This window comes from Streptomyces sp. NPDC008121, assembly GCF_042957155.1.
GTDB lineage: Bacteria > Actinomycetota > Actinomycetes > Streptomycetales > Streptomycetaceae > Streptomyces.
The window spans coordinates 24,068-38,722 of sequence record NZ_JBIBHT010000001.1 but is presented as its reverse complement, the minus strand read 5'-3'; the positions used below and the strand labels follow the sequence as shown (position 1 = coordinate 38,722).

Annotated in this window: 14 protein-coding genes and 1 pseudogene; 6 read left to right on the top strand and 9 right to left on the bottom strand. The window is 70.2% G+C overall.

What is annotated here, in order from left to right:
- Positions 1–3: 3 nt before the first annotated feature.
- Positions 4–438 carry a hypothetical protein gene (locus ACFZBD_RS00170; protein WP_391132778.1) on the bottom strand — a complete coding sequence of 145 codons (435 nt, stop codon included), beginning with the start codon at positions 436–438 and terminating at the stop codon, positions 4–6.
- Between the two features lie 107 nt (positions 439–545).
- On the opposite strand from ACFZBD_RS00170, the pseudogene ACFZBD_RS00165 reads away from it, so the two are divergent.
- Positions 546–1,085, top strand: a pseudogene (locus tag ACFZBD_RS00165) (transposase family protein); the annotation flags it as partial.
- On the opposite strand, the gene ACFZBD_RS00160 reads toward ACFZBD_RS00165, so the two are convergent.
- Both ACFZBD_RS00160 and ACFZBD_RS00155 read right to left on the bottom strand, forming a co-directional pair.
- Complete coding sequence (locus ACFZBD_RS00160) at positions 1,035–1,670, bottom strand: Imm21 family immunity protein (protein ID WP_391132775.1); 636 nt, start codon at positions 1,668–1,670, stop codon at positions 1,035–1,037. The pseudogene ACFZBD_RS00165 and the gene ACFZBD_RS00160 sit on opposite strands and share 51 nt — an antisense overlap.
- Before the next feature lie 143 nt (positions 1,671–1,813).
- A complete protein-coding gene (locus tag ACFZBD_RS00155) occupies positions 1,814–2,008 on the bottom strand; it encodes a hypothetical protein (RefSeq protein WP_391132772.1) in 195 nt (64 codons plus the stop codon).
- Between the two features lie 215 nt (positions 2,009–2,223).
- Between ACFZBD_RS00155 and ACFZBD_RS00150 the strand changes: the two genes are divergently transcribed.
- On the top strand, positions 2,224–2,943 hold the full coding sequence (locus ACFZBD_RS00150; RefSeq protein WP_391132769.1) for a leucine-rich repeat domain-containing protein: 720 nt from the start codon (positions 2,224–2,226) through the stop codon (positions 2,941–2,943).
- Between the two features lie 81 nt (positions 2,944–3,024).
- Here the strand turns inward: ACFZBD_RS00150 and ACFZBD_RS00145 are convergent, their stop codons facing one another.
- Positions 3,025–3,576: a YciI family protein gene (locus ACFZBD_RS00145; RefSeq protein WP_391132766.1), complete on the bottom strand. Its 552-nt coding sequence runs from the start codon at positions 3,574–3,576 to the stop codon at positions 3,025–3,027.
- Positions 3,577–3,745: 169 nt separating this feature from the next.
- Between ACFZBD_RS00145 and ACFZBD_RS00140 the strand changes: the two genes are divergently transcribed.
- Positions 3,746–4,150 (top strand): SgcJ/EcaC family oxidoreductase, encoded by a 405-nt coding sequence (locus tag ACFZBD_RS00140; protein ID WP_391132762.1) that lies wholly within the window; start codon positions 3,746–3,748, stop codon positions 4,148–4,150.
- An 842-nt stretch (positions 4,151–4,992) separates the two neighbouring features.
- Here ACFZBD_RS00140 and ACFZBD_RS00135 read toward each other — a convergent pair.
- The 4 genes from ACFZBD_RS00135 to ACFZBD_RS00120 all read right to left on the bottom strand — a co-directional run bounded on the left by ACFZBD_RS00135 (position 4,993) and on the right by ACFZBD_RS00120 (position 10,915).
- Positions 4,993–6,117 (bottom strand): heparin lyase I family protein, encoded by a 1,125-nt coding sequence (locus ACFZBD_RS00135; RefSeq protein ID WP_391132760.1) that lies wholly within the window; start codon positions 6,115–6,117, stop codon positions 4,993–4,995.
- 290 nt (positions 6,118–6,407) lie between these two features.
- Entirely contained in the window at positions 6,408–7,457 is a 1,050-nt protein-coding gene (locus tag ACFZBD_RS00130; RefSeq protein ID WP_391132757.1) for a dienelactone hydrolase family protein, read from the bottom strand.
- Positions 7,458–8,042: 585 nt separating this feature from the next.
- Entirely contained in the window at positions 8,043–9,566 is a 1,524-nt protein-coding gene (locus tag ACFZBD_RS00125; RefSeq protein ID WP_391132754.1) for an aldehyde dehydrogenase family protein, read from the bottom strand.
- A gap of 56 nt (positions 9,567–9,622) precedes the next feature.
- Positions 9,623–10,915, bottom strand: coding sequence for a GAF domain-containing protein (locus ACFZBD_RS00120; RefSeq protein WP_391132751.1), 1,293 nt, complete (start codon positions 10,913–10,915; stop codon positions 9,623–9,625).
- Between the two features lie 422 nt (positions 10,916–11,337).
- On the opposite strand from ACFZBD_RS00120, the gene ACFZBD_RS00115 reads away from it, so the two are divergent.
- Positions 11,338–11,724 (top strand): hypothetical protein, encoded by a 387-nt coding sequence (locus ACFZBD_RS00115; protein ID WP_391132748.1) that lies wholly within the window; start codon positions 11,338–11,340, stop codon positions 11,722–11,724.
- Between the two features lie 213 nt (positions 11,725–11,937).
- On the opposite strand, the gene ACFZBD_RS00110 is transcribed toward ACFZBD_RS00115, so the two are convergent.
- Positions 11,938–12,600, bottom strand: a complete 663-nt coding sequence (locus ACFZBD_RS00110) for a TetR family transcriptional regulator (protein ID WP_391132746.1) — start codon at positions 12,598–12,600, stop codon at positions 11,938–11,940.
- Positions 12,601–12,678: 78 nt separating this feature from the next.
- Here ACFZBD_RS00110 and ACFZBD_RS00105 point away from each other — a divergent pair, with 78 nt between their 5' ends.
- Positions 12,679–13,659 (top strand): sterol desaturase family protein, encoded by a 981-nt coding sequence (locus ACFZBD_RS00105; RefSeq protein ID WP_391132743.1) that lies wholly within the window; start codon positions 12,679–12,681, stop codon positions 13,657–13,659.
- Between the two features lie 20 nt (positions 13,660–13,679).
- On the top strand, positions 13,680–14,270 hold the full coding sequence (locus ACFZBD_RS00100) for an SRPBCC family protein (protein ID WP_391132741.1): 591 nt from the start codon (positions 13,680–13,682) through the stop codon (positions 14,268–14,270).
- The last annotated feature ends 385 nt before the right edge of the window (positions 14,271–14,655 follow it).

Genomic DNA, 14,655 nt, shown 5'->3' with positions numbered 1-14,655 from the left:
TCATCACACCGAGGTCAAGCAGAGGTCCCCAGCCCAGCTCTCACAACGGACCCGACCCGTGGGAAATGTGAGCTCCAGGGCGACGCGCCCGGTGTTCGGTGCGTGTTCCTCCCGCACCTCCAAAACATCCTCCCCGACGTGCCCCGCGAACGGCGTCTCCTCACGGATCGCCCCCACGGTGACGCGTCCCGAGTCGCCCATGTCGTAGCCGGCATGCGGCTTCGACGCCTCGATGATCAGACACCAATCCGATCCGGTCGTGAGGTGGATGGCGGCACCTCGGTCATCGATCAGCCACACATCCAGCGGGCCCGCGGGGGCATCACTGCCGTACAGATGCCACGATCCGACGACCTTCGCGAGCCGACGACCCACCAAGCTCTGCGCGCTCGCCCCAGCACCGTGAAGCAGGCACTCGTTCGACTCATCAGGCTCCATCGGCCGACAGTACCGCCGACCGATCTCCCAGGTCACAACGTTATACGGGACAAGCCTTGGCCGTTCGGGGCGAGTCCCGCCGCGCGAGCTCTGCGACGATCTCGACCGTGTCACGCGTGATCACAGCGTCCGAGCGGTCCTGGATAGCCCCGTTCACTGGTGTGGCTCCGCGCCAGTCCAACCGGGTGGTGCGTGCCCTGCGGCGGGAAGGCGCGGACATCGTCCGGCGGGGCTGCCCCTGGGGGATTCCGCTGGAGGACCGGGTGCTTCTGATGGCTGCATACTGGCGCACGCGCGCCAACCTGACACTGCGGCAGCTCGCCCCGCTCTTAGGTGTCTCGAGGTCCGCAGCTGGCCGCATCGTCATGCACCTCGGGCCTCTTCTCGCGTTCCGGCCCCGGAAGCGGTTGCACAAGGACACGGTGCTCATCGTGGACGGCACCTTCATTCCCACCGGCGACCACACTGTGGCGGAGCAGTCCAAGAACTACCGGTACTCGATGAATCACCAGGTCGTCGTCAACTCAGAGGCCCAACTGGTGGTCGTGGTCGGCCGGCCACTGCCGGGCAAGCGCAATGACTGCAAGGCATGGGAGCTATCCGGGGCGAAGACCGCCGTCGGAAACGCCGTAGTGATCGCCGCAGGATTCGGCGGGCAGGAGCCGGACCAGGCCTACCCAGTTCTCCTCGTCCACCTTGGTCTGGGTGGCACTGACGCTCCAGCGGCCGGCGGTCAGTGGGACCGACGCCTCAGCGGGCAGCCCGCCGCCGGGGTATTCGACGCCCAGGTCGGCACCTGCCTCGGCGGAGTCCATGAGCACCGCCGGACCGTCCAAGACCCAGGTGCCGCACTTTTCCCACGCCGTGGCCGGGTCTGCGAGGACAGTGTCCGCCGCTGCTCTCAGCCCGGCCTCGGAGTCGGCGGCGAGCCACCGCAGAAACGCTCGGTGCTCGGGCAGATAGCAGCTGGTCGCCGGCTCGTCCGCCAGCACCAGTGCCTGCGCACCGTTCTCGTCGATGGGGATCACACCGGCCAGAACGTCCTCCACCGCGCAGGCCCGGTCGTAGTCGTCTGGGGCGGTGGCATCTCCCGCCATGAGTCCACTCTCCGTACACCCGCCCCAGGAGGCCAGAGCGGAGACGGGGACGACGATCAGAGGGCCGCCCATCGACTCCACCCAAACAGGGGAGGGGCCGGGGGCATCGTCAGCGGGGGATGAAGGAGTGATCATGCAAGTCAGTGTGCCCTCGCCCACTGACAACGTCGCCGCGCTCATCGGAACCCAGCACGAGGAAAGGCTCAGCGCCTATGGCAAGCAGCAGTGCCCGAGCGCTTCGGCTCGTGGAAAGGGCGTCCACACCCGCCTGTTGCGGGTCAGGCCAGCTCGAAACCGCTCTGAATGACCCCGTATTCCGCAGGTGTCTCCCAGCAGGTGTAATGACGGCCAGGGAGATCCGACACGCCAGTCCCCAGCTCTTGCGCCAACCAGGCCGCACCTGTCTTACCTGTCTTCGAGGGGTCATCGACGGCCTGGTAACAGGCCGTGGCGCCGCGCAGTTCGACGATCACGTACCTCACGCGGTTGCCCGCGCCGACCACGCCGCCATCGCCGTGCTGCCCTTGCGTCCCGCTCGGAGGCTGCTCGCAAAGCCCACAGTTCAAGTCGTCCCTCGAGGAGTACACGACGTGATCGTACGTACCCGATCTCGTCCCGATCCGACCGCCCGTCCCGAAGGCCCAGGCGAGAATCGAGGCCCAAGACCACCGACGAAGGTGAGACGACCGTGAGGCACGCACTGAACCTATGGCGTCAGGAACTCGGGGAAGTGCCCGACTCGGTCTGGCAGGAGACCGAACTGCGCGTGCTGATCCTTGCCGACAACGGACTCACGGCCCTCCCGCCAGAGATCGGACGACTGCACCGGCTGATGACCCTGGATCTGGGCCACAACGCGCTCACGTCAATTCCTGACGAGCTGGGCAGGCTGACGAACCTCGGCGACTGCCTCTACTTGCACGACAACCAGCTGTCATCGATCCCGGACTCCGTGGGAAAGCTGACCAAACTCCGCTACCTCAACATCGGCGAGAACCTGCTCACGACCCTCCCCGAGGCCATCGGGGCGATGACCGGCCTCATCGAGTTCAGGGCACAGCACAACCGGCTGACCACGCTGCCCGACTCCATCGGCCGGCTCCGCAACCTGCGTGAACTCTGGCTGCGAGGCAACACGATCGAGCACGTGCCACCATCGATCGCTGACCTGCACGAACTCCGTCACCTCGACCTGCGTGAGAACTCCGTAGCGGAGCTGCCACCGCCACTGGCCGGCCTGCCGAGGCTGCGGCACATCGACCTGCGGAGCAACCGTCTCCGCCACGTGCCGGACTGGCTCGCCCTGCTTCCCTCGCTGGAAAAGCTCGATCTGCGATGGAACGACATCGATCCCTCCCTGCCGCTACTGGCCGAACTCGAGCGGCGAGGGTGCGTCGTCCTGACGTGAGGGAGACGGCAGGCGACTGTCACACCGCCATCACGACGGCCCGCACCTGCGGAGTGCCAGGGCCGGAGCAACTGCCGGATCTCACCTGCGGCCTCCGAACGCCCAGTCGTGGACCTCGACGTCGGCGTACTCGGCCGGGTCCAGGACCGAGCGTGCCGTATCGGCATCGGAGGCCTGGACCAACGCGGCCGTTCCCAGCCAGGCATCCCCGTCATCGGACAGCAGAGGCCCGTACGCGATCAGTTCTTCCTCCCGCCCGGCCGGCACATCGAGGCGGACGGGCGTGCCCGCGCCCAGGCCGAGCACGAGATAGCGGTTGCCACCCCGGCGGCCGCTGGGGAAGTCCCACATGCTGCGCCCCAGGAGGTTGCACCATCGACGCAGGAGCACGTCCCGGTACACACCGGCCTGGTACCCGGGCTCGTCGAAGGCGAACGCCCGTGCCGCGGCCGGGCCGGGCAGATCGACGATGTGGACGCTTCCGCTGGGCGTGTCACCGTCGGCGGCGAACGTCGGCCCACGGGCGATCATCGCCTCTTCGTACCCGTCCATGTAGGACCAGTGCTGCTCCAGCAGCTCCATCCGCAGAGGACGTGATCCGGGGCGGTCGCGGTGAAAGCAGAAGAACTCCATGATCGCGAACTCTCCCTCGGAACCCGCGGCACATCAACGCCGAGGCGCTGTCGGCGGATCCCCGGCGCGGTCCCGGTGCCGTAACCGCGTACGTGCCCGGTCGACCGCTTGAGCACCATGTGATCACGGGCTTGACCTCAACCAGGCTTGAGGTGTGAGGCTGATCCACATGACCACGGAATCCACATCCCACGCGGCAGACATCCAAGCGATCAACCGGCTTGTCGCCACCGTCGAGCGCTCCCAGCGGAACAAGGACCCCGAGGAGTTCCTCCGCCTCTTCCACCCGGACGCGATCTGGACGACGGCCCACGGCAAGGTCCTGATCGGCCTCGACGCGATCTCGGAGTTCACCCGCAAGGTTCTTCCGGCGGCGAGTTGGGACGGCCAGGTCACTTACGAGGTGGTCCACGTGCTCTTCATCCGCCCCGACGTCGCGGCGGTCAAGGTCCGTCAGCGCTACCTGGCACCCGGGGAGGAGAGCGAGGGCGCCCCGCTGTACGTCATCTCGAAGCAGGCCGACGGACGCTGGCTGCTGACCGCCTGCCAGAACACGGAGGTCGTCGGCGGCTAGCCTGCCTGTCGAACGTGTTCGGATCCAGGCCTTCGGTGAGCGGGCGGCCTGGGCGTACGGCGACGACGAGCCGGTCCCTGCCGATGAGGCGGTGGCGGATATCGGGGACCTGCCCGGCAGATCGAGGCCCCTGCGTACCCCGGATGGGACGAACGACGTGTGACACCGTGCCCCAGGGCCATGCGAAATTCCCTTTGTGAGCTGCCGGCCGGGTGCTATCAACACAGGGTGACTGTGTTTGTGTGCTCGGCCTGCGGGCTTGCCATCACTGGGCCGCTGACCGAGCTGCCCGAGGTGCCCGCCCGTCCAGGGGACCAGGGCTACCCCAAAGCCGACGGATCACGTCGTGCCACCGCGACCATGCCTCTCGGCTTCTTCTCCCGGGAACCCGAGCCGTGGGGTGCACCGCTCGTGCCCTGTGCCGAGCCCCGCCCGGTCTTCGCCGGCGGCCCCTGTCTCGGAGACCCGGACGATGTCGACGGGTACTTGGTGTCCGCCGGCCCTCGCAACACGGTGGTCCTGCACCCCGACGACGCTCGTGGCCTGCGGGAAGACACTGATTATCTCAGGCACTGCAGCGGCTGCTGTGGTCTGCACGGCCAGGCCGGCATGAACCGCCGGTGCCCCTGTGGCGCGCACGTAGGCACACTCATCAACGACTGCAACACCGCGTACGAGCTCCACCTGGAACCCAGCCAGGTGCGCTCCGTCGCGGATCGAAGACGGCGTGGAACAGCTCTGGGAGAAGAACCCGGCCACCTCTGACGGCGCACCCGCGCCGCTAGCCGGGCCCGGGATGGCGGGGGCGTCTCGGCCGTCGCTTCCAGGGGTGGCCGGTGAGCCTACGGGCGGTGGGCGGCCCGTCGGGGTGAGAGTGTCGCGTTGCGCCGCCGGATGAGGAGGAAAGCGCCACCGGTCAAGGCCGCGACGCCGGCGGCGGCGACGACGATCAGGCCGGTGGAGCCGGTGTCCGGGAGTGCGGATCCGTCGCCCTTCGTCGTACCGGGCGTGGTGCCGTCGGCCGCCGCGACCGCCGCCGCTGACGGAGTGCCGCCGGACGCTGCCGTCCCGATCTTCGCCGAGGGGGACGCGGTAGGCGAGCCGGTGGAGGCGGAGCCCGGCGAGAGCGCCGTGGCACGTGGGGGAGAAGCGGCACCATCGGTGGTCTTGGGGAGCGGGCCGGAGGCGGAACCGGGGGCCGTACTGGTGATGGCGATGTCGTCGACGAAGAGGACCGCCTCGGATGCTCCGGCCCGAAGCCGCGGCCCCTTTTCGGGGCGCCAGCCCGGCCGGTAGGCGCCGATCCTGAAGTGCGGCGGCTGCCCGCGGTGATAGTTGTTGGCGCCCTGGTGCGAGCCCACGTTCACGCCGTCCCGTGCGACGGTGATCGCGCCAGGCGTGTTCGGGGAGGACCACGTGATGGTGAAGGTCCACTGGTTCCAGTGGCCCAGACGCGCCGCGCCGAGCGGGATGATCCTTTCCTGTATCCGACCGCCGCTCATCCAGTGGACCTTGAGCCGCCAGTCACCGCCGTGGATCGCGAGTGCCACGACGGGCTTGATCCGTGCGGAGTCGTCCTGCGTGCTGAACCACTGGGCGACGAGGGTGTCGAAGTCCTGCTTCTGCCAGTCGCCGGGGAGGTAGTTGGCGAAGCTGAAGCGATGCGTGCCCGCGTCGAGCCCCTTGATGACCAGTTCGGACTTGAACGAGCGCCCGTCGTTGGGAATGTTGACGCGCGCGGCCTTCCCCGATCTCCCCCCGGGCGCGGGCCCCACGACGATGCGCCCGGCGCCTTTGAGCGCCATGAACGGCAGTTTCTGGGAGGAGGATTCGAAGGTGTACGAGACGGAGTCGGCGGCGATGGCCGGGGTGGCGGCCGTCACGCCGAGGACCAGGAGGGCGCTGGCGCATGAGATCAGGAGGCGGGCGCTGCGGCCGGTGGGGGACAGCGGCTTGGCGAAGTGCATGGGCGATGTTCCTCGTGCAGGGGGCGAAGTCTCCGGCAGGTGGCCGAAGAGAGGGCGGCGGAGCAGCGAAGCCCGGACGTCAGCCGGCGGGGATCGCAGGAGCAAGGACGGTCGGGACGCGGTCGAGGACGTCGAAGGCGCGCTGAGCAGCCTTTAGGGGCCGGGCGGGCGCTTCGGCCGTGCGCAAGCACGACGGTGGCCGCGGCCCAGCCGGGGTCTGCGAGGGCAGTGGACGTGAGGGCGGTACGTCCCTCCTGACGCACGGACCGACCGGGGAACCTCGGTAGGGGTCAGCCGGGTTCGCCTTTGCTGATGGTGAGGTTCGTGGGGAGGGGCGGGAGCAGGCGTTGCGGGGTGCTGACCTGGCGGATCGCGTGCGGATCGCTGTAGGTCTGGGGTGCGGCGGGGGTGAAGGTGAGTCGGGGGCCGCTGCTGTGGAGGTTGCGGCCGGTGGGGGCGGGGCCCTTCAGTGCGGGGAGCCGGTACGCGGTGGCCTTGAGCAGTGCCTGTTGCATGAAGTCGGCGGTCAGCTGGGCGACCTGGTCGCGTGCCACGTCGGGCCGGGTGGCCTGGGAGGCGCGGCAGGCGCCCACGCTGCCGTCGCTCTTGGCCGGGGCGAGGTTGGTATTGAGCATGGCGTGGCCGGTGCCGGCGAGCACGACGTCGGCGGCCACGGGGGTGGTGCGGGATGCGGCCAGGGCCTTCGTCTCCTCCAGCCCGGCGTCGGGCCCGGCGTCCTCGTCGCAGGCGCCGCGGATGTTGAGCACCGGGACCTTGTGGCGGGACCCGTCGCCGTTGGCGGCGGGCTCGATCGCGACGGCGGCGAAGAGACCGGGGCGCTCGGCGGTGTGCTCCAGTGCGTAGCCGCCACCGCGGCTGTGGCCCACCACGCCGATGCGGGAGGTGTCGATCCGGCCCTGGGCCCCGCTGATGGCCAGGCCGCGGTTCCGGCCCTTGTCGAGGTCGGAGAGCAGCTTCAGGTGGGCGTCGAACAGGTCGTTGTATGCCTTCACGGGATGGGCCTCACCGGCCCACCACGCCTCGGCGCCCTTCACGTCCATGGCGACGGCGACGAAGCCCTTCCGGGCGAGGGCCTGGACGAGGTAGGACACGCCCGCGTCGTGGCGCAGGTAGTCCGGGCCGACGCCGAGCTCCTTCGGCTTGCCGGGTTCCGCGCAGACCAGCGGCCAGGTCGTCTTCACCGGCCGGGCCGCGACGCCGTCGTTCTTGGCTTCCGGCTCCACGCAGGTGGGGTGGTTGCCGTGGACGACGACCACGACCGGGCGGGGGCCCGTGCCGGCCGGTATGCCCAGGACACCGTGCGCCTGGGACGGCCCCACCCCTGCGGCCTCGTACGTGTTGCGGACGGCGCCGGGAGGAAGGTGATACCGGACGAGCTGCGGCTGGGCCGGTGTCGTCGGCTTGGGCTTCGGCGCGACAGGCCGCGTCGCCTCCGGTGTGGCCGCGTTCGGTCTCTCTGATCTTGCCGGCTGGGCCGTCGACGTTTGGGCCGCCGCGGACGATGCGCGCGGTGTGGGGGCAGCGGCGGGCTGGGCCACACAGCCCGTGGCGCCCGCGAGGGTCAGGGGTACTGCCATGGCCGCGATAGCGCTCGAAACGGCCTTCTTTCTTGTCATGCCCAGCAGGATGCGCATCCTGACGACACCGTTTTCCGTTCTTGGCGGAAATTGCTAAGTGGGCCACAATTCCGCCCTGACCGTGCTAGGGCCCAGTGGCCTGGCCGTGGTCGGTGATGACGACCGGTTCGCGGGTGGGGCTGCCCTCGCGGGCGATGGCGCCCAGACGGGCGCGAGGGACTTCCTGCGGAGACAGCGCCCGGCGGCCGTTCGTCGAGCGGTGAGCGCAGACCGCCCGAGCAGGGCACCTGCCGGGCATCCGCCCCGGACAGGCGCCCTTCTCCGCGTCTAGAAGAAACCCAGCCTCTTCGGCGAGTACGACACCAGCAGGTTCTTCGTCTGCTGGTAGTGGTCCAGCATCATCCGGTGCGTCTCACGGCCGATCCCGGACTGCTTGTATCCGCCGAACGCCGCGTGCGCCGGGTAGGCGTGGTAGCAGTTCGTCCAGACGCGGCCCGCCTGGATCGCGCGGCCCGCGCGGTACGCGGTGGAGCCGTCCCGTGTCCATACGCCCGCGCCGAGGCCGTACGGCGTGTCGTTCGCCGTCGCCATCGCGTCGTCGAAGTCGGTGAACGAGGTCACCGCCACCACCGGCCCGAAGATCTCCTCCTGGAAGACGCGCATCCGGTTGTCGCCCTCGAAGATGGTCGGCTGGACGTAGTACCCGCCCGACATCTCTCCGTCGTACTCGATCCGCTGACCTCCCGTCAGGATCTTGGCGCCTTCCTGCTGGCCGATGTCCAGGTACGACAGGATCTTCCGGAGCTGGTCGTCCGACGCCTGCGCGCCGATCATCGTGTCCGTGTCCAGCGGATGGCCCGGTACGATCCGCTCGGTGCGGGCGACCGCCGCCTCCAGGAACTCGCCGTAGTGCCCGCGCTGGATCAGCGCACGCGACGGGCAGGTGCACACCTCGCCTTGGTTCAGGGCGAACATCGTGAACCCTTCCAGCGCCTTGTCGCGGAAGTCGTCATCCGCCGCCGACACGTCGTCGAAGAAGATGTTCGGCGACTTGCCGCCCAGCTCCAGCGTGACCGGCTTGAGGTTCTCGGAGGCGTACTGCATGATCAGCCGCCCCGTCGTCGTCTCACCCGTGAACGCGATCTTCGCCACACGCGGGCTGGACGCCAGCGGCTTGCCCGCCTCCACCCCGAACCCGTTGACGATGTTGACCACGCCCGGGGGCAGCAGATCCGCGATCAGCCCCATCAGGACGTGGATCGAGGCCGGGGTCTGCTCGGCCGGCTTGAGCACCACCGCGTTGCCTGCCGCGAGCGCCGGTGCCAGCTTCCACGTCGCCATGAGGATCGGGAAGTTCCACGGGATGATCTGCGCCACGACGCCCAGCGGCTCGTGGAAGTGGTAGGCGACGGTGTCCTCGTCGATCTGGCTCAGCGTCCCCTCCTGGCCTCGCAGCACTCCCGCGAAGTAGCGGAAGTGGTCGATGGCCAGGGGGATGTCGGCGGCCAGCGTCTCGCGCACCGGCTTGCCGTTCTCCCAGCTCTCCGCGACCGCCAGCTCCTCCAGGTGCGACTCCATCCGGTCGGCGATCCTCAGCAGGACGCCCGCCCTCTCGCCGGTGGCCGTCCGGCCCCAGGCGGGCGCCGCCGCGTGGGCCGCGTCCAGCGCCCGCTCGACGTCCTCGGCGGTGCCGCGGGCGATCTCGGTGAAGGGACGGCCGTCGACCGGGCTCGGGTTCTCGAAGTACCGGCCGCGCGCGGGCGGCACGTACGCGCCGCCGATCCAGTGGTCGTAGCGGGACGCGAACGAGACGATCGCGCCCTCGGTACCGGGCGCTGCGTAGCGGGTCATCCACGGGCCTTTCTCGAAGAGCGCCGCCCGCCGTCCGGGCGGCGCTCACGCAGAGGCTAGGAACCGCGACGTTGCGACCCCGTTGCACGGGCCGCCCCCGCCCCCAGCTCGGCGTCGAGCGCCCGCACCCGCGCCTGCACCGGCGGACGCCGAGCCGCCGGCACCGCGGCGGCCAGTGCCCGCCACACCGCCAGATCGTCCTCGCCCCACGGGCTGTACGCCCAGTCCGCCAAGAGCGTCGCGTCGCCCCGCGTGAGCAGCGCGGCCCGCAGCTGGTCGGCGAGCAGCCGCCGCTGCCGGACCACCCAGGGCGCGCACGAGCCGGGCAGCAGCGGACCCGCGTACGCGCCGAGCGCCGCCGTCACCGAGCCCGAGGCGAGCCGACGGGCCACGGTGTCGAAGTCCGCGTCCAGCGAAGGGGCCAGACGGTATGGCCGCGAGCACAGCACACCCGGCCCCAACACGGCCCGCAGCCGGGAGAGTTCGGCCCGCAACGTGACGGGCGTGACCGTCTCGTCCTCGTACAGCGCCGCCAGCAGTTCGTCCCCGCCCAGGCCCTGCGGATGGTGCGCCAGCACCACCAGGATCTCGCTGTGACGACGGCTCAGCCGCACCTCGCGGCCGTCGAGGACCAGCAGCGCCTCGTCGCGGCCGAGCGCCGACAAGCGGCCACGCTCCACGGCGGGCGCCGGGGCGAGCAGCGCCAGCTGCGACTCGGCCGCCCGCGCCACCGCCTGGACGAACGCCAGACTGTGCGGGTGCGCCAGCCGGTCCCCGCCCGTGATGTCCACCGCCCCCAACAGCCGCCCGGTGCGCGGATCGTGGACCGGCGCGGCCGCGCACGTCCACGCCTGCACCGGCCGCCGGAAGTGCTCGGCGGCGAAGACCTGCACCGGCCGGTCGAGGGCGATCGCGGTCCCCGGAGCGTTCGTCCCCGCCGAGGACTCCGCCCAGCGCGCCCCCGCCACGAAGTTCATCCGTCCGGCCCGGCGCAGTGTCCCCGGGTGCCCCTCCACCCACAGCAGCCGCCCCTGCGCGTCGCAGACCGCCACGAGGTGCTCGCCGTCCGTCGCGTACCCGCCCATCAACTCCCTGATCACCGGCATCACACCGGCCAGCGGATGCCCGTGCCGGTACGCCTCCAGGTCGTCGTCGCCCAGCTCCACACAGGCCGCGCCGTCCGGACTCACCCGCGCCCGCGCCGACCGCCTCCACGACTCGGCCACCACGGGACGCACGGCCCGCCGCACCCGCCCCTCCGCGGTGAACGCCTCATGGGCACCGCGCAGCGCCCCCGACCGTTCCACGGGATCCGCGCCCGGCTCCAGAGCCACCCAGGGGTCGCTCAACTCGGCCTCCCCATTGAGGACATCGGTGACACCCGGCCCCGTACCGGCGCCATCCTCGCCGCTGCATCGGGCGACCACAAGCGGTCCTCACCGGCCGGCCGGCACCTCACGCCACCCCCGGTCGGCTCGGTCGGCTTCTGAGCCGGTAGGGCCGGGGAAGCGAAGCGATCGGCGTACCGCGGATGCGGGAACCGGACGGTGCTTGAGTGAGTGTCAGGTCCATCATGCCTGTTCGGAGGCGGTTTCGGTAGGACGCAGGGCACGTCCGCCCGGCCTTGTGGCGGCCGGTACGACGCGCCAGACTCGTCGTCATCCACTCTCCGGCCCACGTGTCGGCAACCTTTCCCGGTTGTCGGTGCGTTCGCCGTGCTGTCTCGCCGCGTGACATGCGCCGGCCGGGAGTGGGAGGACGAGGGGGATCGATGGATCAGGACATGGTCGTGCTGGCGAGGGTCAGGCTGCTCAGTGTCAACCGGCGGGTGATGCGGGGCGCCGAGGGGCTGTGGATCTACCGCCTTCTCACACAGGTCGAGCCGGAGGCGTACGGCTCGAAACTGGCGTACGTCCTCGTGGAGGCGAGCGCGTCGCCTCTGGTGCGGGAGTTGCCCGAGCGACGGTTGGCCCTGTTGGACGAGGCTGTGGAGGTGGCGACGGCACTCGCGACGTCGAACCCGTACCGGGCGAAGATGCTGGCGAGGGCGCTGGCCGCCAGGCAGCGCGAACGGGAGGGCCGCCCTACGGAGCGGCTCACGTCCGACGGGCGGGAGCGTCGGGCGGTTCTTCAGGAGGAGCCGCACGAACGCGTGTGACCCGTGGGGGCCGGGCGTTGACTCCCGGGCCGGGACGGTGAAGAAGGAAGGGGCCCAGGCGCGCTTGGCCACCGCGAAGCGGGCTCGGGCACCTCCAGGCTCGGGCCCCACCGGGCTCGGGCACGCCCCTCCCTGGCACGCCCCTCCCTGGCACCTCCCTCAGCGCTTCTTGCCTTCGCGGGCCACCGTCGTCGGCAACCGTGGGGGGCGCGGTCAGGGCGTTCCGCTCGGCTCGTCCCATGTCCGGTGGTAGTCGGCCCAGTCGGGCCGCGGTCCCGGCAGCCCGGTGTGGGCCGCGCGCAGGCCGTCGAGTGTCAGGGCCAGCATCCGGCGTCGCGCGTGGTCGTCCTCCTCGGTACGGCGGGGGTACCGGCTGAACATCTCGATGACGTGCGCGATGTCGAGGGTCGTGACGTCCTCGCGTACCGTCCCGTCCCCCTGCCCCCGGAGGAGCAGGCGCTCCGCCAGCCCCTTCGCCTCTTGGTTGGAGGCGGCGATGTCCTCGGGCAGGCTGAACGTCCCCGCGAGGGCGGCGAACGCCCCCGCCCGGGCGTCGACCGCCGCGGCCATGTAGTGCGCCAGCGCCTCCCAGCCGCTGCCCTCCCGCTCCAGGGCGGCACGGAGTTCCCCGATCGTCTCGGCGATGCCGATCGCGCACAGCCGATGGAGAAGCTGCTCCTTGCTGCCGTAGCGGCGGTAGAGCGTCCCGATCCCCACCCCGGCCCGTACCGCGATGGCGGACACGGGGGCCTCGGCACCCTGCTCCGCGAAGACGGCGCGGGCCGCGTACAGCACGCGGACGTCGTTGCGTTCGGCCTCGGCCTGCCGGCCGAAGCGGCTGCCCGCCCGCATCCCTCCGGCATCTGGATTCTTCATGCCGTCCAACCTATTGCCTATCGGAGCCAAGCACTCCGATACTCCTATCGGAGCGAATCGCTCCGATAGGAGGTTCCGATGGAGAACACGTCCCTGCTGGCCCTGTCAGCCCCCCTCTTCGTGCTGCTCGTCGTCATCGAGATGGTCTACTACCGGCTCCACCCCGACGAGAACGCCAGCGGTTACGGCGTTCGCGACACCGCCGCCAGCTTCGCCGTGGGCGCGGGCGCCGCCGTCGTGGACATCCTCTACAAGACGATCGCCGTCGCCGTCTTCGTCGGCCTGTACGAACTCACCCCCCTGCGGATCGAGGTCACCTGGGCGACGTTCCCGCTGATCCTGCTGGCCCAGGACTTCTGTTACTACTGGATGCACCGGAAACACCACACGGTGCGCGTGCTGTGGGCCAGCCATGTGGTGCACCACTCCAGCCGCAAGTACAACTTCTCCACGTCGGTCCGCCAGCCCTGGACCGGCCTCACCTCGCAGATCTTCTACATCCCGCTGGCCCTGGCCGGCGTGCCTCCCTGGGCGATCCTCCTGTGCGGCGCGATCAACATGCTGACGCAGTTCTGGCTGCACACCGACCGCATCGGCCGGCTGCCCCGCCTCATCGAGAGGGTGATCAACACCCCCTCCAGCCACCGGGTGCACCACGCCTCGCAAGGCGGCTATCTGGACCGGAACTTCGGCGGCATCCTGATGATCTGGGACCGGATGTTCGGCACCTGGGCCGAGGAGACGGACCGTCCCCTCTACGGCCTCACCAAGAACATCGACACCTACAACCCCCTCCGCATCGTCTCCCACGAGTACGTCGCCATCGGCCGCGACCTGGCCCGCGCCACGCGGTGGCAGGACCGGGTGCGCCATCTGCTGGGCCGCCCCGGATGGCAGCCCGTACAGGAGGCGCTAGTACAGGAGGCGGAGGCTCAGCGTTCCCATCCCGGCCCGAAGGCCGCAGAATCACCGGTGATCGGTTCGGGCGACTGCTGTCCCGGCGCGGCAACCGGCGTCCTGTGCGCCTGCGCGGCCGCCGGTACGGAGATCGCACGCTGAGAACACGGGAGACGAACACCATGGGAGGCGACCTCTTGGACGGACAGGACGACCCGGCCGCGCGGACGTGGGAACTGCGGGAAACCGTCGTCGTCGCGGCCCCTCCCGAGGAGGTGTTCGCGGCGGTCAGCGATGTACGGCGCATGCCGGACTGGAGCCCTGAGTGCATAGGGGTCCGCGTCATCGCGGGCCGTAACGGCCCCCGCCCCGCGTTCATCGGCTTCAACCGCAACGGCTTCCGCTATTGGTTCACCGTCTGCCGTGTGACCCGCTGCGAGACGCCGAAGGAATTCGCCTTCCGTGTGTCGATCGCCGGACTCCCCATCGCCTCCTGGGGATTCCGGCTCAGCCCGGTCGAGGACGCTGCCGAGGGCACCGACGCCACGTACGTCACCCAGTACTGGCACGACCTGCGCCGCGGGCGCCGGGGGAGGATCACCGACCTCCTCGGCCGCGTGGCCGCCGGCACGTCTCCGGCGGCCCGGTTGCGTACGAACCGCTCCGGCATGGCCGCGACGCTGGACCGCTTGAAGCGGGCGGTGGAATCGGATGCGGAGCGGAACCGTACGTCCTCCCGGGCCACTCCCTCGTCGGCCTCCGGCGCCGACTGACACGACGGGCGCCGAATGTCGCCGACTGACGCCGGCTGGCCCGACTGACGCCGGCGCGAGCCGCACGGCGTCCGCGGCGAGCGGACCCTGCTGTTCCCCGACACGGGTGTCGGCAGACCGGGCGAGGCGCGAGTGTGGGATTGCGCACTACCCCGGATCCGGGTATTCCTTCCTCATTTGCGGTGGTTTTCTAGTGACGGCTTTGTGTGTGCGATGTGTGAGTGTTGCCGTGCGGCATCTGTTCACGGGGGAGAAGGGTCGCTCGGCTTGATGCGTCACAGGTAGTGCGGAATGGTGGACCGTGGATCTGTTTTCCAGGTGGAAGGTGGTGGGTCCCGCATAGCGGGCCCCCGCGTATGACTGTTTCCCCGAGTGTTTCCGGCCG